The sequence below is a fragment of the Candidatus Desulfofervidus auxilii genome (assembly GCA_030262725.1).
Taxonomy (GTDB): Bacteria; Desulfobacterota; Desulfofervidia; order Desulfofervidales; family Desulfofervidaceae; genus JAJSZS01.
In genome coordinates this window covers 46,304-68,695 of record JAJSZS010000009.1, presented here as the reverse complement: position 1 = coordinate 68,695, position 22,392 = coordinate 46,304, and the positions used below count along the sequence as shown (strand labels likewise).

Genomic DNA, 22,392 nt, shown 5'->3' with positions numbered 1-22,392 from the left:
TTTAAATTGTCGAAAGGGGTGGTTTTATAGTCTCTTATACTTTAAAAAAATTTTATCAAAAGCGTTTAGCTCAAGAAAAGGGAGCTATTTTAAAAGATTGGGGAGGGAAATTACGTATTGCCCTTGCCTATCCTAATACTTATTATATTGGAATGTCAAATCTTGGCTTTCAGACTGTATATGCCCTTTTGAATCAAAACCAAAGTGTGGTTTGTGAGCGTGTTTTTCTCCCTGATGATGAAGAAGAAAACCTTTTGAAAAAATATCATTCTCCTTTATTAAGTTATGAATCACAAAAACCTATAAAAGAATTTGACCTATTGCTTTTTTCTATCTCTTTTGAAAATGATTATTTAAATGTTTTAAAAATAATCTCATTATCTGGATTACCTTTATTAAGTCAAGAACGAAAAATACCTTTAGTTGCTGCTGGAGGTATTGCTATTTGGCTCAATCCAGAACCTTTAGCTGATTTTATTGATTTTTTTCTTATAGGAGAAGCTGAGATTATTATTGAAGAATTTATAAAAAGTTATTTGAAATATATAGGAGAAGAAAAAAATAAATTTCTTTATAAACTTGCTCAATCTGTAGCTGGTATTTATGTTCCATCTGGATATGAAGTAGCTTATAAAGCAGATGGTACTATTAAAAAATTTTTACCTAAAAAAGAATTTCCATTTCCAATAATTAAAAAAAGAATGTCTAAATTGAATGGCAATCCTGCTCATACCCAAATTCTTACTCAAGAAACTGAATTTTCTAAAATGTTTTTAATAGAAATTGAAAGAGGGTGTTTTTATGGATGTCGATTTTGTGCAGCTGGATATTTATACCGACCTCCTCGTATGTGGTCTTTAGGAAAAATCTGCCAGATTATTCAAAAAGGATTAAAACTTACTTCTAAAATTGGACTTATTGGTGCAGCTATTAATGATTATCCACATTTAGAAGCCTTATTAAAATTTATTTTAGAAAAAGAAGCTCATTTTTCTGTATCTTCCCTAAGATTAGACAAACTTAAACCTTATCTACTTGAGGCTTTAAGAAAATCTCATCATAAAACTATTACACTTGCTCCTGAAGCAGGTACACAAAGATTACGTAATGTTATCAATAAAAATTTTACTGAAGAAAATATTTTAGAAGCAGCTATATCTATTGCTAAATATGGATTTATTAATTTAAAACTTTATTTCATCATTGGATTACCTACAGAAAAGCAAGAAGATTTAGAAGGAATTTTTACTCTTATAAAAAAAATCAAAAAAACAATGCTTGATATAAAAAATGGTCGATTTTATCCACATATTCATTTAAGTATAGCCTCTTTTGTACCAAAACCATTCACCCCATTTCAATGGCATCCTATGGAAACAATACAAAATTTAAAACAAAAGATACGCTGGCTCAAAAATGTCTTTAAACATGAAAAAGGAGTAAGTATTGCTTTTGACTTTCCTAAGTGGGCTTATACTCAAGCACTTTTAAGCCGAGGAGACCGTCGTGTTGGCAACATTTTATTCTTAGCCCTCAAAAAGGGCTGGGCTACTGCATTTAAACAAAGCCCTTTAAATCCAGATTTCTTTGTTTATCGAGATAGAGATAAAAATGAATTTTTCCCATGGGAAATTATTAATCATGGTTTAAAAAAAGATTTTCTCTATGAAGAATATAAAAAGGCACTTAGCAATAAATCATCTCCTCCCTGCCCAGGTAAAAATTGCCATATCTGTGGGATATGTATTAAACATTAAAAATTTTTTTTAATTTTTTAGTTAATTCCATTAATGTAAATGGTTTACTAATAAAATTTATATCCTCTTCTAACACACCATAATGAGCAATAACATTTTCAGGATAACCTGACATATAAAGCACTTTAATTTCAGGGTATTCTTTTTTAATCTTTTCTACCAATTCTTTTCCGCTTATTTGTGGCATAACAACATCAGTAATAATAAGATTTATTTTATCTTTGTATTTATCAAATAATCTTAAAGCTTTTATTCCTGTCTCAGCTATAATCACTTCATACCCAAGATGCTCAAGCATCTCTCTTAAAAGATTTCTTATTTCTTCCTCATCTTCTACTACTAAGATTGTAGCTTTAATGGATGGTAAATGAAACTCTATAGCAGATTCTTTCTCTAAAACAGGCATTTTTTGTAAAATAGGAAAATAAATTTCAAAAGTAGTACCTTTTCCAGGTTGACTATAAACATAGAGATAGCCTCCTGTTTGTTTAACAATGCCATAAACAGTAGATAATCCAAGACCCGTACCTTTACCTGCCTCTTTTGTAGTAAAAAATGGCTCAAAAATGTGAGAAAGGGTTTCTTTATCCATTCCTATTCCTGTATCACTTATGCTAAGCATCACATAATCACCTGGCTCAATTTCAGGATATTTTCTTTGAAATTTTTCTCTAAATGTTGCTTTGGCAATCTTAATTATAAGTTTCCCACCCCCAGGCATCGCATCACGGGCATTAACAGCTAAATTAATGATGACTTGTTCTATTTGTATAGGATCAGCTTTAATTAAAGGAATATCTTTTTCAAGGTCAGTTATAAGCTCAATATCTTCACCTATTAATCTTTTAAGCATTTTTCCCATTCCTTTTACTATTTCATTCAAATCAATAGCCTTTGGTTCAATTAATTGTTTACGACTAAAAGTAAGAAGTTTTTGTGTAAGAGAAACAGCACGTTCTACAGCTTTATTAATGCTTTCTAAATGATTTTGAATAGAGCTATCAGGTGGTAAAGATAATTGAGCTATTTGAAGATTACCCATTATAATTGTAAGCAAATTATTAAAATCATGAGCAATACCACCAGCTAATCGTCCTATAGCTTCCATTTTTTGAGCATGAAGCAATTGTTCTTCTAATCTTTTCTGCTCAGTAATGTCTAGTAAAACTCCTTGAACTGCTGGTTTACCTTGATATTCAATTCGATGCCCTAAAACTTCACAATAGAACCAACTACCATCCTTACGTAAACCACGAAATTGATAACGTGCCTCTTCTAATTCACCTTTAATCCTTTTTTGCATAAGGGTAGCTGAAAGCCCGCGATCATCAGGATAGACAAGTTCAAGATATGGTTTGCCAATCAACTCATCAACAGTATATCCAAACATACGGGCTAAAGTCTCATTAGCAAATTTAAAAACCCAATCTTGAATTAAATATACTCCTACTAAACGATTATTAGCTAACATTCGAAACTTCTTTTCACTTTCTTGCAGTGTCATCTGATCTCGTTTACAAACAGTAATATCTCGCGCTAATCCTATTACATTAATCTTATTTTCCTCTTTTAATGGAATAGCCCTTATTTCCCATATCTTCCCATCTTGTGTTGTTCTTTCTGTTTCTTTACTCTTACCTGTTTCAAAAACCTTTATTACTGGACAACCATCACAGGGTTTGTCTCTTTCATGCCATAATCTGTAGCAAGGTGTGCCTATTATTTGTTCTAATGTTTTATTAAAAAAATCAGTAACAGATTTGTTTGCCCATTTGATAATTAAATTTTTATTTTCAAAATAAAATATCATAACATCTTGAACAGCATTTAAGATTTTTTCAAATAATTTTTCCATTTAAGACTCCTTAATAAATATAAATTCGGTAAGATTAGAAATTTTATTCGGCGGGTCAACTTAATCTATAACCATTCAAAATTGGCGGGGCCGACGGGACTTGAACCCGCGACCTCCGACGTGACAGGCCGGCGTTCTAACCGGGCTGAACTACGGCCCCGCTGGTGGGCGGAACAGGTTTCGAACCTGTGACCTTCGGCTTGTAAGGCCGACGCTCTCCCTCTGAGCTATCCGCCCTTTTTATATTTTTTAGAACAAAAAAATATCACTGTCAATATTAGGCTTATCTTAAAATAATACAAAATTTTTTAATGAAAATCCTTCAAAAACAAAAAGGGCTTAATATTGCGTTCATTTTATTGATTATCTTTCAGTTTTATAGCTATTTTCAAGATAAACAATTGAAAGAAATGTGTAAAAGACTATTTGGGTTGCAAAAAATCTATTAAGCTTGAAGGGTTGTTAACATCTTAATTAAAATAGTCTCAATAATACCTGAAATTATTAAAAGAGGAATTATAACAAAAAAGTATACATTGAAAGATTTAATAAAAATTTCAATAGCATGAGAAAAAATAAATTTTGGATATAAAGATAAGGCAATTTTCATTCCAAGAGAAAGACTAATCCAAGCAGCAGGAAGTTCAAAAAAAGAGACAGGATTTAAAAAAATTGTTAAAAAATTTAAAATTCCTGTTTCTTTTTGAAGAATTACACCCAAATTTATCCCAAGAAGAATAGCAAAAATATAAGGTAATATTATAAAAAATCCAGAAAACAAATTTCCTAAAAGGGAAATTGAATTTAAACAAAATATCATAAAAAAGATTTTTAAAAAATGGTTTTCAGGTTTAAGATATTTTTTAATCAATCTCCATATCCATAATGGGTAAAAAAGAAAGATTTTTATTTGTTTTTTGTAAATATAATAAGATAAAATAAGACCAATACAAAATAAAAGACATGATAATCCAAATAATTCTAATTCAATAAATTTTAAAATATTAAAATAATTCATAATTCTTCTAGAATTTTTCTTAAAAGTTCTTCTTTATCATAAGCAAGCTCATAATCTTCAAAAAGATAATCTTTTTCTGAAACATCAAGCAGTTTTAGTATTTCTCCATCATCAAGAAATCGGCAAAGACGATTAAATATAGTAATACCACCCCGATATCCCCGATGCGGTACACTTAAATAAAGTTTTGTTTTTGCCCTTGTAATAGCTACATAAAAAAGTCTTCTTTCCTCTTCAAGCTCTTCCTCAGACATAACATTATGTGAAACAGGGAAATGGCCATCTGCAAGTCCAATAATAAAAACAATATCCCATTCAAGCCCTTTAGCTGAATGGATTGTAGAAAGTATTACAGGTTGCTCATCTTCATAAAGTGTTGTTATATCATCAATACTTTTCTCTGCTGGTTCAATGGCTATAAGCTCTACTAAAAAGGTCTCAATAGATTTATAACCCATAGCAATCTGTTTTAATGATTCTATATCAGATGCCCTCCTTTGATAATCGTCATATTTTCTTTCAAGAATAGGCATATAATAATCAGAAAGTATTGAAACTATTTCTGCAACTGATAATTTTTCTATAGAGGCTTCTTTAAGTGCTTCAAATAATTTTTTTATACCTATTCCATAACGTGGATTTTTACTAAAAGAAAACAAAACTTCTTTAAAATTTCCATTTTTTATTATTTCATTTATAATTTTATCAGCAGTTTTAGGTCCTATACCCTCAATTAACATTAAAACCCTTTGCCAAGCAAGTTCATCTAAAGGATTGGCAATTATTTTTATATGACTAATTAAATCTTTTATATGGGCAGTTTCAATAAATCTTATACCACCATATACTTTATATGGAATAAGTCTTTTTGATAATGCTATTTCAAGTGGTCTTCCAAGATAGAGGCTTCTAAAGAGCACGCCAATATGATGGAGCGGTATGCCTTCATTTCTCAATTCAATTATCTTTTCAGCTACCCATTCTGCTTCACTTTGTGGGTCTTTAAAGATAAAAAGTTTTGGTTTTTCTTTCTCTTCTCTTTTTGCTACAAGTACTTTTGTGTATTTTTTCTTTGCTCTTTCTATTACTGCATTAGCTAAATTTAGAATTGGTTGAGTACTACGGTAATTTTCTTCAAGTTTTATAATTTTTGCTTTAGGGAAAATATCAAGAAATTCAAACATATTTTCATATCTGGCTCCTCTAAATCCATAGATACTTTGAGCATCATCGCCAACTGCCATTACATTTTTATGTTCTTTGCCTAAAAGATAAACTATTTCTGCCTGAATTTTATTTGTATCTTGAAATTCATCTACCATAATATAACGAAATCTTTCTGAGAGTCTCTTTCTAATAGGCTCTTTGAGAAGGAGAAGTCTGAGATAAATGAGCAAATCATCATAATCAAGAAGATTATGATTAATTTTATATTTCACATACTCTTCTTTTAAATGTTCAATATTTTTAGCAAGATGTAAAAAATGAGGATAATCTTTTAACAAAACATTCTCAATTGATTCTCCACGATTAAATGAAGCACTTATAACAGATTTAAGTGTTGTTTTTGTTGGAAATCTTTTCTTTTTTTCTGTATAACCAAGTTTTATTGCTAATCTATATATTATTTCCTCACTATCTGTTTCATCTAAAAAGGATATAGGTCTCTTGTATCCAAGAGCAGTCGCAAATTCACTTATTATTGAGAAACCAAAAGAATGAAATGTACCTCCATAAATATATTCACATAATTTATTATGTCTAGCTGCCCTTGAAAGCATTTCTCTAGCTGCACGACGAGTAAAAGTAAGTAAAAGAATTGATTGAGGGGGAATCCCTTTTGAAACAAGATATAAAACCCGATATTCTATAACCCTTGTTTTCCCTGTACCTGCCCCTGCAACAACAAGAATCGGACCATCAATAGTTGTAACTGCCTCATATTGTGCAGGATTTAAATTATCTTTGAGTAACTTTTTTATATCCACAAGATTAATTTAACAGAATTTGACAAGAGTGTTTAGGGGTGTGCTGCTACCATTTCATTATAATGGTCAAACCAATAGGCATTTGGATTTCTTTTAAAGACCAAAAAACGACCATAATCTGCATCATTGGCTGCTTGTAAGTATTTAAAATAAACATGTTCTTTTGTTTTACCAACAATTTCTATTTTTCCACTAGCATGAGACATAACAAAACGAGCGCGTTTGGCAAGCCCTGAAACCTTTGCTTTTGCCTGCTCAAATATTTCATAACCTTTTTCTAATGGAACAGTGTATGGTTTATTGCCCACTGCTGGACGACATTGAAAGATATAATAAGGAGGAACACCAATAAAAGAAAGTTTTCTAAAAAGCTCAGCTAAAATTTCAGGATCATCATTTATACCATTGAGTAAAGGTGCTTGATTTGTTAATATTACCCCTGCTTTAAGCAATTGATTTATCGCTTCAATAGCAAGAGGAGTAATTTCTCTAGGGTGAACAAAATGAGTCATTACATAAATTTTTTTTCCATCAGTACTATATTTTTTTAATATCTCTAATAAAGAAGGGTCATTAATTACACGGTGTGGATAATAACTTAAAGCCCTTGTACCAAGACGAATAATTTGAATATGCTCAATTTTACGGAGCTGTTTAATAATATTTTCAAGCTTTGATGTTGAAAGGGCTAAAGCATCACCTCCAGTAAGAAGTATATTAGTTATTTCTTTATGATTTTTAACATAATTTAATGCCTCAGATAAGTCTTGAAGGATTTCTATATGTTCTTTTTTAAAAATACGTTTACGAAAACAATAACGGCAAAAGCCAAAGCAGTTATTACTTATTAAAAAAACAGCAGTAGTTCGGTACTTATGTTGTAAACCTGGAAAAATCGTATAATCCTTTTCATTAGAAGGGTCTAAAGAACCATGTTCTTCCAATTCTCCAGGATGTGGAATAATTACTTGCTTAATAGGATCAGCAGGATTATTCCAGTCAATAAGAGATAAATAATATTCATTAGTATAAAAAAGAAATGTTTTTACTACTTCTTTTAGTTTAAAACGCTCTTGTTCAGTTAATTCTTTTATTTCATCAAGTTTAGTTATAAATTTAATTTTCATCTTATCTTTTAAAATTTTAAAATTGACATTTTTTTTACTTTAACAAATTTTTTAAAAAATGCAACCTTTCTTTTAAAAAAACTTAAATTTAAGGCATATTATGTTAAAACTTTTTTTTATGATAAAGATATGTTAGGTTATGAGTATGAAAAAGCAGACACAATTTATTTGTCAAAAATGTGGTTATTGTTCTCCTAAATGGTTAGGAAAATGTCCAGATTGTGGTGGTTGGAATACATTTGTAGAAGAAAGCATTTCTGAAAAAGAATTTTCTGTCCCTCAAACATCAGTAGAACCTATATCTATTACAGAAGTAAATACAGTTAAATTATTCCGGCTAAAAACTGGTCTTTCTGAATTTGATCGAGTATTAGGAGGTGGATTAGTTCCAGGAGCAGTTATATTGATTGGTGGAGCACCAGGCATTGGAAAATCCACTCTTGCTCTCCAAATCCTAGCAAATTTGGCAAAGGAAGGTCTTATTACTCTTTATGTATCAGGAGAAGAATCAGCTAGTCAAATTAAATTACGCGCAGAAAGACTAAATATTAATTATTCTTGTCTTTATCTGCTAACTGAAAACAGTTTAGAGCATATTTTAAAGGCTATAAAAAAAATTGAAGCAAAAATTTTGGTAATTGATTCTATTCAAACTATGTTTTCACACAACCTTACTTCAGCCCCTGGAAGTGTTTCTCAAATCAGAGAAGTTACTGGACACTTAGTACGTTTAGCAAAAAGTGATGAAATAACAATTATTATCATTGGTCATGTTACAAAGGAAGGGGCTATTGCAGGTCCACGGCTTTTAGAACATATGGTAGACACTGTTTTATATTTTGAGGGTGAAAAGGGACATCCTTATCGAATGTTGCGAGCAGTAAAAAATCGTTTTGGTTCTACAAATGAGATTGGTGTATTTGAAATGAGGGAAAAAGGTCTTGAAGAGGTAAAAAATCCATCAGAATTATTTTTGGCTGAAAGGTCATTTAATACACCTGGTTCTGTAGTAGTACCTATATTGGAAGGTACAAGACCTATTTTAGTAGAATTCCAAGCTTTGGTTACACCAAGTTTTTTAGCTATGCCTAGACGCACCTGTCTTGGTATTGATCCATATCGGCTTAGTCTTTTAGTGGCAATTTTAGAAAAAAAATTAGGTTTAAATTTAAGTCAACAAGATATTTTTTTTAATGTAGTAGGTGGTATAAAAGTAGATGAGCCGGCAGCAGATTTGGGCATACTTACCGCAATAGCTTCTAGTTTTTTAAATAAAGTTATTACTCCAGAATTGGTTTTTTTAGGAGAAGTGGGGCTTACAGGTGAAGTAAGGGCTATTACACAACCAGAAATAAGACTTATTGAAGCAAAAAAATTAGGATTTAAAAAATGTTTTTTACCAAAAACAAATCTAAAACATTTAAAAAATTTACCAATTGAAATTATTGGTATTAGTCAATTAGAAGAAGCCTTTAATATTTTATTTCCGTAAATAAAACATGATTATAAAATTTAAAAAATATATAAAAATCAAACCAAGATTTAATCGTCCAAAACATAATCTTTTTTTTGATTTAAATTTTAATTCAAAAATAAAGATAATTGTCATAATAATAGATGAAAAAATATTTAATAATTGCAGATTTGTTACAAACATAAGCAGTGGCCCTTTTAAAAAAAATATATCATAAATAGGCAAAAAGCAGAGATTTATAAGATTGCTACCTAACAAATTCCCTATAGCCATATCCGCACTATCAATCTTTAAAGCAGAAAAGGAGACTACCACTTCTGGTAAAGAAGTAGAAAAGGCAATGAAAAAACTACCCATAAATGTTTGACCTAACCCTGTAATTGTTGCTAATCTTTCACCTACTTTTGGTAGCCAACTAGCAGCTATAAAAATAATTAAGCTATTAAATAAAAAACTATAGAGAGCTTTATTTAAAGAAATTTCTTTATATTTTTGCCTTATTTCTTTTTTAGATTCTGTTCCATAAATTAAATATATAGATAAAAGATAAATGCATATTAAAATTAAATTTAATCCACTTATCCAACCTAAAATAAAATGTTTAGAAAAAGCTTTATCAATAGTTACAATTATAAGCATAAGTATGCCAAATTGAGCAGAGATAAAATGATTTGATTTTATTCCACTGATTAAAGAGGATCTTCCACATGAAATATCTAATAAGCCTAAGATAAAGAGATTAAAGACACAGCTTCCTAAAATTCCTCCTACTGCAATGTCTGGCGATTTAACAAATAAAACAGCACTTAAACCATTAAAAAGCTCAGGTAAAGAGGTAACAGGAGCAAGTAATAATATACCAATCCAGTTTTTCCCTAATCCTGTTTTTTCAGCAATGATATCTGCATTATATGAAAGTTTTGTGCCAGCTAAAAGAATTAAAATACTGCATAAAAAAAATTGAAACCAAAGAAAAGATAAAGAATCCATCAAAACCGCCGTTTAATAACAAAATCGGCGATTTCCATCAAAATTTGCTTTTGAGACTCATCAGGAAATACTTCAAGGGCACATTTAGCCTTTTCAATAAAACTATGCGCTTTTTTAACAGCCAAATCATCTCCTTGTTTTTCTTTCACAAATGCTATTAAAGCAGCAATATCATCTTCTTTTCGCCGATCAAAAAGTTCTTTTATCTTTTGTTTTTCTTGAAAGCTTGCTTGATTTAGGGCATAAATCAAAGGTAAAGTTACTTTTCCTTCTTTTAAATCATGACCTACTGGTTTACCAAACTCCTTTTCACTTCCTATATAATCTAAAACATCATCAATAATTTGAAATGCCAACCCTAAATTGTGACCATAAGTTTCAAGTGCTTTTTCTTTCTCTTTATCTGCTCCAGCCAAAACTGCCCCTAAACGACAAGCAGCAGCTATAAGTACAGCAGTTTTTCCTGTAATAATTTCTAAATATTCTTCTTCTGTTAAATCTAAAGAATTACTTTTTACAATCTCTAAAATTTCTCCTTGAGCAAGAAGGCTTGTTGTTTGTGAAAGTATTTTAACTATCTTTAAGTTGCCTGAAGAAGCTGCTAGTTCTAAAGCACTAGCTAGTAAAAAATCTCCTGTTAAAATAGCAATTGTATTTCCCCAAATCACATTGGCTGCTGGTTTTCCTCGACGTAAATGAGCATTATCAATTACATCATCATGTACTAAAGTAGCTACATGTAAGTATTCAAAGATAGGTGAAAGTTTTATTTCAAAACCAGTTTCATAACCACACAATCTGGCAGAAATTACAAACAATAAAGGTCTAAGTCTTTTACCTCCACTTTTTAAAACATATTCACTTATTTTTTTTGCAAGTGGAGTTTGAGCATGGAGATGAATATCTATTTCTTTTTCAATAGCAGATAAAATAGAATTAAGATTAGAAAAAGGCATACTACAGATTGGCTATCACATTTTTATAAAAACTACCAAATTTTTCCAATGCTCTAAGTTTAGCCATATCTTCTGTAACTCTTTTTTGTATTATTTCAATGTATTCATCTGTTAAATGGCGAAAGCGCCCTTGCAATTGAAGATATTCACGCACAGGTTTTAACCGACGATGAGGATACTGAATTTTATACTCTCCATTTATTACTTCATAAAGAGGGAAAACCCCTGTTTCTACTGCCAAACGACCAATTTCAATAGCTAAATTAGGAGCACAACGCCAACCAGTAGGACAAGGAGCTAAGCAATGTATATAAGCTGGGCCTGGTGTAAGAGCAGCTTTTTTTACCTTATTCATCAAGTCAAGATAATAACTAGGACATACTGTAGCAACATAGGGAATATGATGTGCAACTGCAATTTCAGCTACATTCTTTTTCCAAGTCATCTGGCCAATGCTTTTTCTGCCAGCCGGAGATGTGGTTGTACGTGCACCATAAGGAGTAGAAGAAGACCTTTGAATACCAGTATTCATATAGGCTTCATTATCAATACAGATATAGACAAAATCATGCCCTCTTTCTAAAGCACCTGAAAGTGCCTGTAAACCAATATCTGCTGTTCCACCATCACCTGCAATCGCTAATACAAATATTTTTTCCTCTTTCAATCTACCTTTACGCATGAGCACTTTAAGCCCAGCTTCTATGCCAGAAGCAACAGCTGCAGCATTTTCAAAAGCTACATGTATCCAAGGTACTTCCCAAGCTGTTTGTGGAAAAGGTGAAGAGATAATCTCCATACATCCTGTAGCACTAGTTACAATAACTCTATTACCTACTGCTTTTAGAATCAATCTTACAGCTAGTGCACCTGCACATCCCTGACAAGCTCTATGTCCAGGACTAAAATATTCTTCTTTAGGCAATTCTCTAGCCTTAAAACCTGTAAAATCCTTTGCTACTGCCATATCTATCTCCTTAAAATTATTCTTCTAAAACCATAGTAATAGCTCCTACTGGACATTCTTGTGCACAGATACCACAACCTTTACAATAATCAAGATTGCACTTAAAATAGCCTTCTTCATCTGTTTCATAAGCAGCTTCAGGACAATAAACCCAGCATCTACCACATTTAATACAAGCATCTTTATCAAGAATAGGTCGCTGTGTACGCCAGTCTCCTGTAAGGAATTGGCGAGCACTTCCTGGTTCAGTAATAGCTGCCCCTAAATTTAATTTCTGCCAACTTATCATAGGCCTACTCCATTATTTTTGTTTCATTAAATGCTCTTTCCATAGCTTCTTGATTTCTTTGAGCTAAACGACCAAATCTTTCTTTTAGTGTCTCAGCTAATGCTTCTATACTTACTACATCTGTTGCTTTTACTAAAGCACCAAGCATAGTTGTATTAGTAATAGGAACACGCAAAGTATCTAAAGCAATTTTAGTAGCATCTACTGTAGCCACCTTTTGTTTAAATTTATATTCTTTTTTTAATTCTTCAGGAGATTTAGGAGAATTAACAACAATAACTCCATTTTCTTTTAAACCATCTATCACTCCAGGCAATCCTAATAGAGAATCATCAAGTACAACTATTACATCTGGTTTGTATATTCGCTGTCTTACTCGGATTGGCACATCAGAAACTCGTATAAAGGCCATTACTGGTGCCCCTCTCCTTTCTGGCCCAAAACTGGGAAATGCTTGTGCATATTTACCTTCAGCAATAGCTGCTTTAGCTATTAATTCTGTGCAAGTTACCGCACCTTGCCCTCCTCTTCCATGAACTCTTATCTCAAGCATAGTTCTAACCTCACAAGTACTTTGTTAATAAAGGCATTGGGTCTACCAAATGTCCTCTAAACCATATTTCCTTGCCTTTAAGCCCTAAGGCTAAGGCCATAAGTTCAGTAAAATAAAATATTGGAAGATAATAATTTTCATGAAATTTTTCATTAATTTCCCTTTGACGTAAATCAAGATTTGCATGACATAAGGGACAAGCTGTTACTATACATGAAGCACCTACTTCTAACGCCTTTTCATAAAGTTTTTTAACTAATTGATAAATAATATCTATTCGGCCTAAAACAAGACTTGCCCCACAACAATCTGTCTTATATGACCACTCAAGACAATCCACACCAATAGCTTCTAAAATTTTTTCCATTTCCATAGGATTTTCTGGCTGAGGGTGATCTGTAATTTTTGGTGGTCTTGAAATTAAACAGCCATAATATGCTACTGCTTTTAATCCTTTTAATGGTTTTATTACTTTTTGTTTTAAATATTTTAAATACTTTGATTGAGCTAAAAAACGTAATAAATCAAAAATTTCAATTTTTCCTTGATAAGAAAATTCTAAATAATTATTTTTAAGAGCTTTTTCAGCCATTTTTAATCGATTAAAACAAGCTGCACAAGGGATTACTACATTAAGACCTAATTCTTCAGCTTTTAATAAATTACGAGCAGGTAACGCAATAGCAAGATAATTATTAGTCTCATGTGCTGAAGAAGCACCACAACAATTCCAATCAGGTATTTCTATTAATTCTATACCTAAATGATGACAAACTGCCCGGCTTGTTATATCAAATTCTTTAGCTGTAGTCTCTAAAGTACATCCAGGATAATAAGCTATCCTCTCCACAAGTTTGCCCTTCTAAAGATTTTTTTTATTTCTTCTAAATCTTTCACCCGATTAATTTTAAAAGAAATCTTTTTCCTTTTAAACATTTCAGATGCTAACTGCATATCATCAAAAAAATGTTTTGTCCTAATTTTATACCACATCATGAATTCAGGTTCATATAAACGACCATGACGACGTATTGTTTCTAAAAAAGATTTATGAAATACTACAATATCCTTTTCTGCCACTTTATTCTCTTCTAAAGAGATCTGCCGCAATGTATCTATTACCCGCGCAATATCTATACCATTTGGACAACGGGTAGTACAAGTTTCACAAGCTGCACATATCCAAATACTATGACTATTTAAAACCTTTTCCCTAAATCCCATCTGTATTAATCGCATGATTTGATGAGGTGAATAATCCATAGCAAATGCTACTGGACAACCTAGAGTACACTTAAAACATTGAAAACAAAGCTGCACTTCTTCTCCACTACGGCGATTTACTTCTTCTAAAAAAGAACTCACATTACTCCCCTTCTCTAACCTTCACTAGACTCAATGCACCAGTAGCACAAGCTTGAACACAAGCCGGCCCTTCTTGTCTAAAACCACAAAAATCACATTTTAAAGGAAATCCACTATCAGGTTCCTTAAAAATAGATTTATTAGGACAAGAGGCACGGCAGATAATACATTGATCATAAAGCATTCCATTTATAACTACCAGTTTTTTTGAAGCACATTCTTCTGTCACATCTACATAAGGACCAGCTATTAAAGGTAAAAATCTATCTTGTAAAGCAATGATTCGAATCCTTGATCGATGATAATTTGCTTTTTCTCCAGTATGAACAATAGAACAGGCTATCTCGCAATGCCTACAGCCAGTACATTTATTTGTATCTACACGCATTCGATAAATTCTGGGATCCATATTTACTCCTTTAATAACTTTCCAGTAGCTGCTTGATACATTTCAACTAATAATTCATAAGGAAATAAATACAAAATATAAGGGCAAAAACCTAATGCATCAATTACTTTTATTTTATTATCATATCCATCAATATCAGAAAAAATAATTTTTTCTATCCGTTTTAAACTATCTTCTAATTCTTTAAATTCTGATTCCATTTCGTATTCTTTAGCAAGCAAATTAGCTTTCTTATGTAAAAGAGAATCTTTATCTTTTAATAGATGCAAAATGTGTTTTTTATCACCAGCTCTTAAAGGAGGTGTTTCAAACTTACCACTCCTTCCTAATTCAATAAGAATACGAGCAGAAAGACCAAGTGCCACAGGATCAATACCTTCTTGGGTACAAAAATCATAAAGACTTAAAGCTTCTTGTATAGAATTAATCCCCATCATTCTATTAAGACAATAAATAGCTATAAAATCAGGTAAAAATTTTTCTTTTTTCTTGCGCAAACAGGCAATCGGACAACCAAAACAAGCTATCTTTTCTGCTTCATTTGCATAAATTCGAGAAAAAAGAGGTATATTTACTTTTTGGAATATATTATAAAATTTTTCTTCAAAATTTTTTTGTTTATCTCGAAAATCTTTTATTGCTTCAGTTATTAATTGATTAAACTCTGAAGGTCTTGCCAATTTAAGATCAAATATTCCTCGCAATGCAATGGCTTTAAGATGTTTTTCAGCAAAAACACTTGCTAATTTAGCAGTATAATTAACAACAAAACCATCAGTTACAAGCCCTAATAAAGGAGAAAATTTTTCTGCATCTCCAATACTTATTATCTTTGTCTCACTTGCTCGCCATTGATCAAAAGCAGAACGAATAATGGATTCTATTTCTAAAGGATTTAAATCTGCTAATTCTTCAATAGGTAAGATTTTTACATCTTCACCTATTAAAACATAACTCCATCCATCTGCTTTACCTTCAATTATTAAAACATCATAACCGCAAAATTTTATCTCTGCACCAAAATGCAAAGGTAATGAAACACATACTACATCGTCAACATAACCAGCTATTCCACAAAAAGCAGCTGCTGGCGCACCAGTACCATTAAGGGCACCTGCTGCAATAATTATTTTGTTATTTTCTGTTGAAATATTTTCAAGCTGAGCTAATTTTCTTGCTAATGCACAACCACCTGGATAACTTTCTAAAAGATCTTCAGCAAGAAGCTCTGTTTCTATTAAACCACTACCTAAATTTATCCTTAAAAGTTTACCTTGCCAGCCAGTCATTATTCTTCCCTAACATCTAAATGAATATATTGTGGCCCTTTCCCTTCTTTAGCTGCCTTTCTTGCTATTTCCACCATCTCAAAAAACCTTTCTACTGGCACATCTCGTCCTCCCAATCCAGCAACAAATCCTTGAATAAAAGGTTTTTCTTTTACATCATAAAGAGATGATCTAATCTCTGTATAAACTGGGCCACTGTTAGTTCCATAAACAATAGCTCTATCTAATATAGCCAATATTTTTGCATTCTTTACTGCTTCCCAAAATTCTTCATGAGGGAATGGACGCCATAGACGGATGTAAACAAGACCCACTTTTTCTCCTTTATCTCTTAATTCATCTACAGCTAACATAGCTGTTTCGGTTAATGAACCCATAGTAATTAAAATTACCTCTGCATCTTCTATTCTATAAGTCTCAATAGGCTGATATTTCCTTCCAAATATACGAGCAAATTCTTGCCATGCTTCAATAATTACAGGCTTTGAATTTAATAATGCTACTTCTAATTGTTTTCTCGCCTCTGAATAAATCTCTGGAATACCCACTGGCCCCATAGTAATAGGTTTATCAGGATGTAAAGTTAGAACTGGTTTACGAGGAGGCAAATATTTATCTACCATTTCTTTTTCCGCTAGTTCAATAGGCTCAATCATATGACTTAAAATAAAACCATCCAAATTTACAACAACAGGCAATAGTACTCTTTCATCTTCTGACACTTTAAATGCATGAAAAGTAAGATCATAAGCCTCTTGTCCATTAACAGCAAATGTTTGAATCCATCCTATATCTCTTTCTGCCATAATATCACTGTGGTCATTCCAGATACTTATTGGGGCAGAAAGTGCACGATTAACAACAGTCATAACAATAGGAAGCCGCATAGATGAAGCGATATAAAGAAGCTCATGCATTAAAGCTAATCCTTGAGCACTTGTAGCTGTATATACTCTTGCACCTACAGCAGAAGCACCAATGCCAACACTCATTGCACTGTGTTCAGACTCAACTGGGATGAATTCCGCATCAATTTCACCATTTGCTACTAATTCTGAAAGATGCTCTACAATATGAGTTTGTGGAGTAATGGGATAAGCACAAATAATATCTGCATTACATAATTTAACTGCCTCTGCTACAGCAATTGATACTTCTATACCAACCCGTTTTGGCATTTATTCCCTCCTTTTAGGTTGGTGGAGTTAAAGCAGCCTCGATCATGGCTGAGAAAATATCTAAAGTAAAATTTCTTACCATGATACCTTGTTTTGGACAAGTAGCCATACAATTACCACATCCTTTACATAAAGAGGCATTAACCTCCACCACTTTTTTTACCTCATTTTTATGAATATATTCAAGCAATTTTATTGCTTTAGCAGGACATACTTCTACACAATAAGCACATCCATCACATTTCTCATCATATACTTCAGCAATAAGTGCTTCACCTTTTAATACAGGTTTTGTCAATATTGTAGCTGCTCGACTAGCAGCTGCCTTTGCTTGAGCAATGCTTTCACTAATAAATTTAGGGCCATGGGCTAATCCACATAAGAATATCCCATCTGTAGCAAAATCCACTGGACGCAATTTCATATGGGCTTCTAGAAAAAACTTATCTTGTGTAAGAGAAATTTTAAAAATTTGAGAAAGTTTTTCATTATCAGGATTTGGTGTAATAGCTGCACTCAAAATAAGAAAATCCGGATTCAATTCTATTTCTTCTTTAAGAGCAGGTTCATATACTTGCACTTTTATTTGGTTGTTTTCAACAGAAACCAATGGTGGTCTTTCCTTTTCAAATCGAATAAATTTAACATTAAATTGACGTGCCTTAGCATAATAATCCTCTTTAAAACCATAAGTGCGAATGTCTCTATAAAGGATATAAATCTCAATATTAGGATTTATGGCTTTTAAATTAAGAGCATTTTGAATAGCTAATGTACAACAAACTCGTGAGCAATAAGGTCTTTCTTCATCTCTTGACCCTACACATTGAATCATGACAACTTCTTTTACTTTTTTAAATTGTTCTTTATTTTTTGCTATTTCTTCTTCTAATTCTCTTGCAGTAAGGATACATTTATGTTTTCCATAACAATAAAAACCATAGGGTTTAAATTCCTGTGCTCCAGTAGCTATAATCGTCACCCCATGTTTAATTTCTTTTATTTCGCCCGTAACATGATCTTTGACTTGCGTCAAGAAGTTTCCAATAAACCCTTCACTTTTTATTACTTCACTATTTAAATAAATTTTAATTTTTTCTTCATTTTTTATTTTTTCAATTAAATTTTTTAAAAAATTTTGGACATTCTCTCCTTCAATAGTTTTATATTTTGTTATTGCTACCCCTCCAAGTTGATTTGTTTTTTCTACAAGATATACATTAAAGCCTTGGGCAGCCAATTCTAAAGCAACTGTCATTCCAGAAATGCCACCGCCAACTACTAATGCTGATTTATTTACTGAATATTCTTGAGCTTTATAAGGTTTTAATCTAATTGCTTTTACCACAGCCATATAAATAGCAGCTTTTGCCTTCTCCATTGCTAACTCACCAGCTCGACTATGTACCCAACTATTATGTTCTCTAATATTAGCCATTTCTACAAGATAAGGATTAAGCCCAGCCTCTTGTGCTACTTCTTGAAAAAGAGGAAGATGAGAACGGGGGGTACAGGCACATATTACTATACGGTTTAAATCATGTTCAGTAATAGCTGCTTTTATCTTTGCTTGAGCATCTATAGCACAAGCATAAAGGAGATCAGTAGAATAAACTACATAAGGTAATGTTTTTGCAAATTCTACCAATTTTGATATATTAAGTACTCCAGCAATATTTGTACCACAGTGACAGACAAATACACCAACTTTTGGTTCCTCTTGAGAAACATCTTTTTCTGGCACTATTTCTTTTTTACAAGTTAGACTATAACGAGCTTTTGCTAATAGTGCTTCTGCAGCTGCTGCTGCTCCACTTGCTTCCATTACTGTTTCAGGAATATCTTTAGGAGCACTAACAACACCACATACATAAATACCTGGACGATTTGTTTCAACTGGTGTAAATGGATTAGTAGAGCAAAAACAATAATGGTTTAAATTAATTCCTAAAACTTTAGCCAATCTTTTAATTTCTGATGATGTCCCTAAGCCAACAGAAAGCACTACTAAATCAAACTCTTCTTCTTTTCTTTGCCCTTCTTCATTAAGATAAGTAATTAAAAGATTTTTTGTTCGAGGATCTTCCTTTATAGTAGAAATATGACTTTTTACATAATTTATTCCATATTGTTTTTTAGCCCTTTCATAATATTGTTCATAGCCTTTACCAAAGGCACGAATATCAATAAAAAAGATAGTTGCTTTTAATTCAGGAATATGTTCCTTTGCTAATATGGCTTCTTTTGTAGCATACATACAACATACTGAAGAACAATAACCACGATTTAATGCCCTATCTCTTGAACCAACACACTGAATCCAAGCAATTCTTTTTGGTATCTTTCTATCTGATGGTCTTTTAAGATGACCAAAATAAGGGCCACTGGCAGAAATCAAACGTTCAAATTCAAGGGCAGTAATCACATTTGAATAACGACCATAACCAAATTCTCCTCTTATTCTTGCATCAAATATTTCATAACCTGAAGCAAGGATAATAGCCCCTACTTCAATCTCTTTATCTTCTGGTTTTTGTTTAAAATCAATAGCCTTATAAGTGCAAACAAGTGTGCAAATTTGACACATTTGATCTTTAAGAAAAAGACAATAATCTGGCTCAATCACAGGCACTGCAGGAATAGCTTGAGTAAAAGGCAAATGGATACATTTAGTATAGGAAAAACTTTCATTATATTTATCAGGTACTAATGTAGGACAATATTGAATACATAAACCGCAATTGGTACATAAAGTTTCATCTATATAGCGTGGCTCCTTATGAAGAACAACATTAAAATGTCCAGGGCCTCCAGAAATAGCTTTTACTGTTGCTAATGTGATAATTTCAATATTTATATGACGACCACATTCTGAAAGTTTTGGTGATAGAATACACATAGAACAATCATTTGTAGGAAAAGTCTTATCCAACTGAGCCATTTTTCCCCCAATGGAAGGACTCTTCTCCACTAGATATACTTTAAAACCCGCCTCTGCTAAATCAAGTGACGCTTGAATACCAGCAATACCACCTCCAATAATCATTACTGCCCCTATTGGAGGCATATAACTGTTTAAACTCATTTTTTAAATTTCCTTTAATAATAAGATGGAACTTCTACTAATGTTAATGCCCCACTGGGACACCACTTTACACAAGCAGGCCCAGGGGCATCTATTCCACAAAAATCACATTGTAATGGAATCTCTGTTACTGGGTCTTTAAACACCCCTTTATAAGGACAAGCAGCACGACAGAGATCACAAAAATCATAAACTTTTTCACCAATTACTAAGTCTACTTTAATATTACAAGCTGCTTCAGTGTGAGGACCAGAAATTACTGGGAAGAATCTTTTACCTTCTTTCAATACTCGAATCCTTGCTTTTTTTGGATTAAAAGCAGTTGATAGATGATTAAGAGAACAAGCTAATTCACAATAACGACAACCAGTACACTTTGTATGATCTATACGAATTCTTTCCATTTACCACCCTCTTAATTTATAATAAGACTCAAGTATTTTCTCAAATTCAGGGAAAGAAAATTTTACTGGAAGCATATCAGCATCACGCTTTATTCCTGCCTTTTCATTAAAATTATGCTCAATTTGATAAATTTCTTCACCTTTTTTAAGAAATTCCTCTTTAGTTAAGGTAACTCCAGTAGTTGCTTGAAAAACAGTTAATAAATTCTCTAAAGAAATTCCTTTTAAAATATAAGGACATATTCCTAAACTTTCCAAAACAGCAATTTTATCTTGCATTAATTTAACCTTTTGAGGAATCTCATCATAATTTTCTTTAGTAAAAACAAACCCATTAAGGTGAGTAGCACCACAATTTGATGTAGCATAAACTAAACCTAAATAATGGTGATTTCTTACGTCAAAAACTATACTTCTTCCTTTCACTCCCAAAAATAAATCAGGATTATTAAGTTCTTGACATAATTTAAAAGCACCATTGGCCAAGGGACTTTCTTTTTTGGCAATTTTTGGAATAAGCTCTAAAATAGCTTTTTTATCACCAAAAAAAGGCACAGATTCATCATCAAATAAACCTTTTTCTTTCATAGCCATAGCACAAGAAATACTAAGCCCTGTCTCAACTGGGTCTAATCCCAATTTTATACAAAGTGCGTATATCTTTGAAATACTTTTCACATCATAAATGCCACAAAGAGGCCCAAGAGACATAAAAGCATCTATTTCTGGTAGGAAATCCCCTCTTAATGTTGTTTTTAAGCATGCTATAGGACAAGAAAAACAACCACGATGTCTTTTCCAAATTTCCTTTATTTGAGAAAGTGTTACTTCACTAGCAAATGGTTGTATAAAATAACAACAGGCTAATATGTTATGTTCTATAAAATCTTCAAAGACTAAATAAGTGGATAAATCTGAAAAACTTTTTAAATTTTCAGAAAGATTTTCAAGATCTTTAAAAACGGTTTTAAAAAAGACTTCCCCATCATAAAGCAAAATATCTTTTGTACCTCTTACTGCAATACCTATTAAATTCTTACTGCCAAAAACAGCCCCAATACCAACACTATTAGCAACAGGAAGACCATCAGTTATTAAATTTGCTAATGGCAAATGTTTTTGTCCAGCTGGTCCAATATGTAAAAATCTTGTCTCTCTAGCTACCCAAGGATCATTAAAGGAAATTTGAAAAAGAGACAAAGCTTCATCTGTAGGTCTATCAAATAAAAAATCAGCTGGTAAAAGAGATACATCATCATCTTTAATAGATATTAAAGTAGGAGAAAGTGCTTTACCTTCAATAATAACAACATCATAACCTGCAGCCTTTAATTCTGCCCCAAAATAAAGTTTTACTTGTGCACTAATAATGGTATTTGTTAAAGGAGATTTAGTGACAATTGAACAAAGTGATGCACTGCTTGCTCCTGTGCCAGTAAGAGGACCAACAGCAATAACAATTTTATTTTCTGGAGCAAATGGATCTATATCTGCATTTACTTCATTAGTAAAAAATTTTACTCCTAAACCTCTACCTCCAAGAAAGTCTAACAGATCTTCTGTTTTTAAATCCTCTATTGAAATCTTTTTTGTTTCTAAATCAATACGTAATAATTTACCTTGCCAGCCAAACATCTTAACCTCTATTCCTTTAGAACATAGCGAGCTTATAACCTCAAACCTTTTTT

The 22,392-nt window shown here is 32.1% G+C and carries 19 protein-coding genes and 2 tRNA genes; 2 read left to right on the top strand and 19 right to left on the bottom strand.

Features of this window, described 5'->3' with window-relative positions; translation table 11 throughout:
- Window positions 1-116: 116 nt before the first annotated feature.
- Entirely contained in the window at window positions 117-1,757 is a 1,641-nt protein-coding gene (locus LWW95_06560; protein ID MDL1956689.1) for a TIGR03960 family B12-binding radical SAM protein, read from the top strand.
- Here LWW95_06560 and LWW95_06555 read toward each other — a convergent pair.
- The 6 genes from LWW95_06555 to LWW95_06530 form a co-directional block, all read right to left on the bottom strand.
- Complete coding sequence (locus tag LWW95_06555) at window positions 1,747-3,612, bottom strand: PAS domain S-box protein (GenBank protein ID MDL1956688.1); 1,866 nt, start codon at window positions 3,610-3,612, stop codon at window positions 1,747-1,749. The two genes, LWW95_06560 and LWW95_06555, sit on opposite strands and share 11 nt — an antisense overlap.
- Window positions 3,613-3,694: 82 nt before the next feature.
- Window positions 3,695-3,772 (bottom strand) — tRNA-Asp (locus LWW95_06550).
- Between the two features lie 2 nt (window positions 3,773-3,774).
- A tRNA-Val gene (locus LWW95_06545) sits at window positions 3,775-3,849 on the bottom strand.
- Window positions 3,850-4,057: 208 nt separating this feature from the next.
- Window positions 4,058-4,630: a stage II sporulation protein M gene (locus LWW95_06540; GenBank protein MDL1956687.1), complete on the bottom strand. Its 573-nt coding sequence runs from the start codon at window positions 4,628-4,630 to the stop codon at window positions 4,058-4,060.
- On the bottom strand, window positions 4,627-6,618 hold the full coding sequence (locus tag LWW95_06535; protein MDL1956686.1) for an ATP-dependent helicase: 1,992 nt from the start codon (window positions 6,616-6,618) through the stop codon (window positions 4,627-4,629). Before LWW95_06535 ends, LWW95_06540 begins: the two co-directional genes overlap by 4 nt.
- A 32-nt stretch (window positions 6,619-6,650) precedes the next feature.
- A complete protein-coding gene (locus LWW95_06530; protein ID MDL1956685.1) occupies window positions 6,651-7,745 on the bottom strand; it encodes a KamA family radical SAM protein in 1,095 nt (364 codons plus the stop codon).
- 145 nt (window positions 7,746-7,890) lie between these two features.
- On the opposite strand from LWW95_06530, the gene radA reads away from it, so the two are divergent.
- On the top strand, window positions 7,891-9,237 hold the full coding sequence (gene radA, locus LWW95_06525; GenBank protein MDL1956684.1) for a DNA repair protein RadA: 1,347 nt from the start codon (window positions 7,891-7,893) through the stop codon (window positions 9,235-9,237).
- Here the strand turns inward: radA and LWW95_06520 are convergent.
- The 13 genes from LWW95_06520 to LWW95_06460 are packed head-to-tail and all read right to left on the bottom strand — an operon-like array spanning window position 9,226 to window position 22,339.
- On the bottom strand, window positions 9,226-10,209 hold the full coding sequence (locus LWW95_06520) for a sodium:calcium antiporter (protein ID MDL1956683.1): 984 nt from the start codon (window positions 10,207-10,209) through the stop codon (window positions 9,226-9,228). The two genes, radA and LWW95_06520, sit on opposite strands and share 12 nt — an antisense overlap.
- Window positions 10,209-11,165: a polyprenyl synthetase family protein gene (locus LWW95_06515; protein ID MDL1956682.1), complete on the bottom strand. Its 957-nt coding sequence runs from the start codon at window positions 11,163-11,165 to the stop codon at window positions 10,209-10,211. The genes LWW95_06520 and LWW95_06515 overlap by 1 nt, the downstream gene beginning before the upstream one ends.
- A 1-nt stretch (window position 11,166) precedes the next feature.
- A complete protein-coding gene (locus LWW95_06510; protein ID MDL1956681.1) occupies window positions 11,167-12,132 on the bottom strand; it encodes a pyruvate synthase subunit beta in 966 nt (321 codons plus the stop codon).
- A gap of 16 nt (window positions 12,133-12,148) precedes the next feature.
- Entirely contained in the window at window positions 12,149-12,421 is a 273-nt protein-coding gene (locus LWW95_06505; GenBank protein MDL1956680.1) for a 4Fe-4S binding protein, read from the bottom strand.
- A gap of 4 nt (window positions 12,422-12,425) precedes the next feature.
- Window positions 12,426-12,974 carry a pyruvate ferredoxin oxidoreductase subunit gamma gene (locus LWW95_06500; GenBank protein MDL1956679.1) on the bottom strand — a complete coding sequence of 183 codons (549 nt, stop codon included), beginning with the start codon at window positions 12,972-12,974 and terminating at the stop codon, window positions 12,426-12,428.
- Between the two features lie 10 nt (window positions 12,975-12,984).
- Window positions 12,985-13,824 (bottom strand): CoB--CoM heterodisulfide reductase iron-sulfur subunit B family protein, encoded by an 840-nt coding sequence (locus LWW95_06495; protein MDL1956678.1) that lies wholly within the window; start codon window positions 13,822-13,824, stop codon window positions 12,985-12,987.
- A complete protein-coding gene (locus LWW95_06490; GenBank protein ID MDL1956677.1) occupies window positions 13,812-14,339 on the bottom strand; it encodes a 4Fe-4S dicluster domain-containing protein in 528 nt (175 codons plus the stop codon). Before LWW95_06490 ends, LWW95_06495 begins: the two co-directional genes overlap by 13 nt.
- 1 nt (window position 14,340) lies before the next feature.
- Window positions 14,341-14,748 (bottom strand): (4Fe-4S)-binding protein, encoded by a 408-nt coding sequence (locus LWW95_06485; GenBank protein MDL1956676.1) that lies wholly within the window; start codon window positions 14,746-14,748, stop codon window positions 14,341-14,343.
- Window positions 14,749-14,750: 2 nt separating this feature from the next.
- Window positions 14,751-16,037, bottom strand: a complete 1,287-nt coding sequence (locus LWW95_06480; protein ID MDL1956675.1) for a hypothetical protein — start codon at window positions 16,035-16,037, stop codon at window positions 14,751-14,753.
- The gene (porA, locus tag LWW95_06475; GenBank protein MDL1956674.1) at window positions 16,037-17,215 is read right to left on the bottom strand and encodes a pyruvate ferredoxin oxidoreductase; all 1,179 of its coding nucleotides are present in this window, start codon (window positions 17,213-17,215) and stop codon (window positions 16,037-16,039) included. Before porA ends, LWW95_06480 begins: the two co-directional genes overlap by 1 nt.
- Window positions 17,216-17,228: 13 nt before the next feature.
- Entirely contained in the window at window positions 17,229-20,300 is a 3,072-nt protein-coding gene (locus tag LWW95_06470; protein ID MDL1956673.1) for an FAD-dependent oxidoreductase, read from the bottom strand.
- Between the two features lie 14 nt (window positions 20,301-20,314).
- Window positions 20,315-20,704 (bottom strand): (4Fe-4S)-binding protein, encoded by a 390-nt coding sequence (locus LWW95_06465; protein ID MDL1956672.1) that lies wholly within the window; start codon window positions 20,702-20,704, stop codon window positions 20,315-20,317.
- Complete coding sequence (locus LWW95_06460) at window positions 20,705-22,339, bottom strand: hypothetical protein (GenBank protein MDL1956671.1); 1,635 nt, start codon at window positions 22,337-22,339, stop codon at window positions 20,705-20,707.
- Window positions 22,340-22,392: the final 53 nt, after the last annotated feature.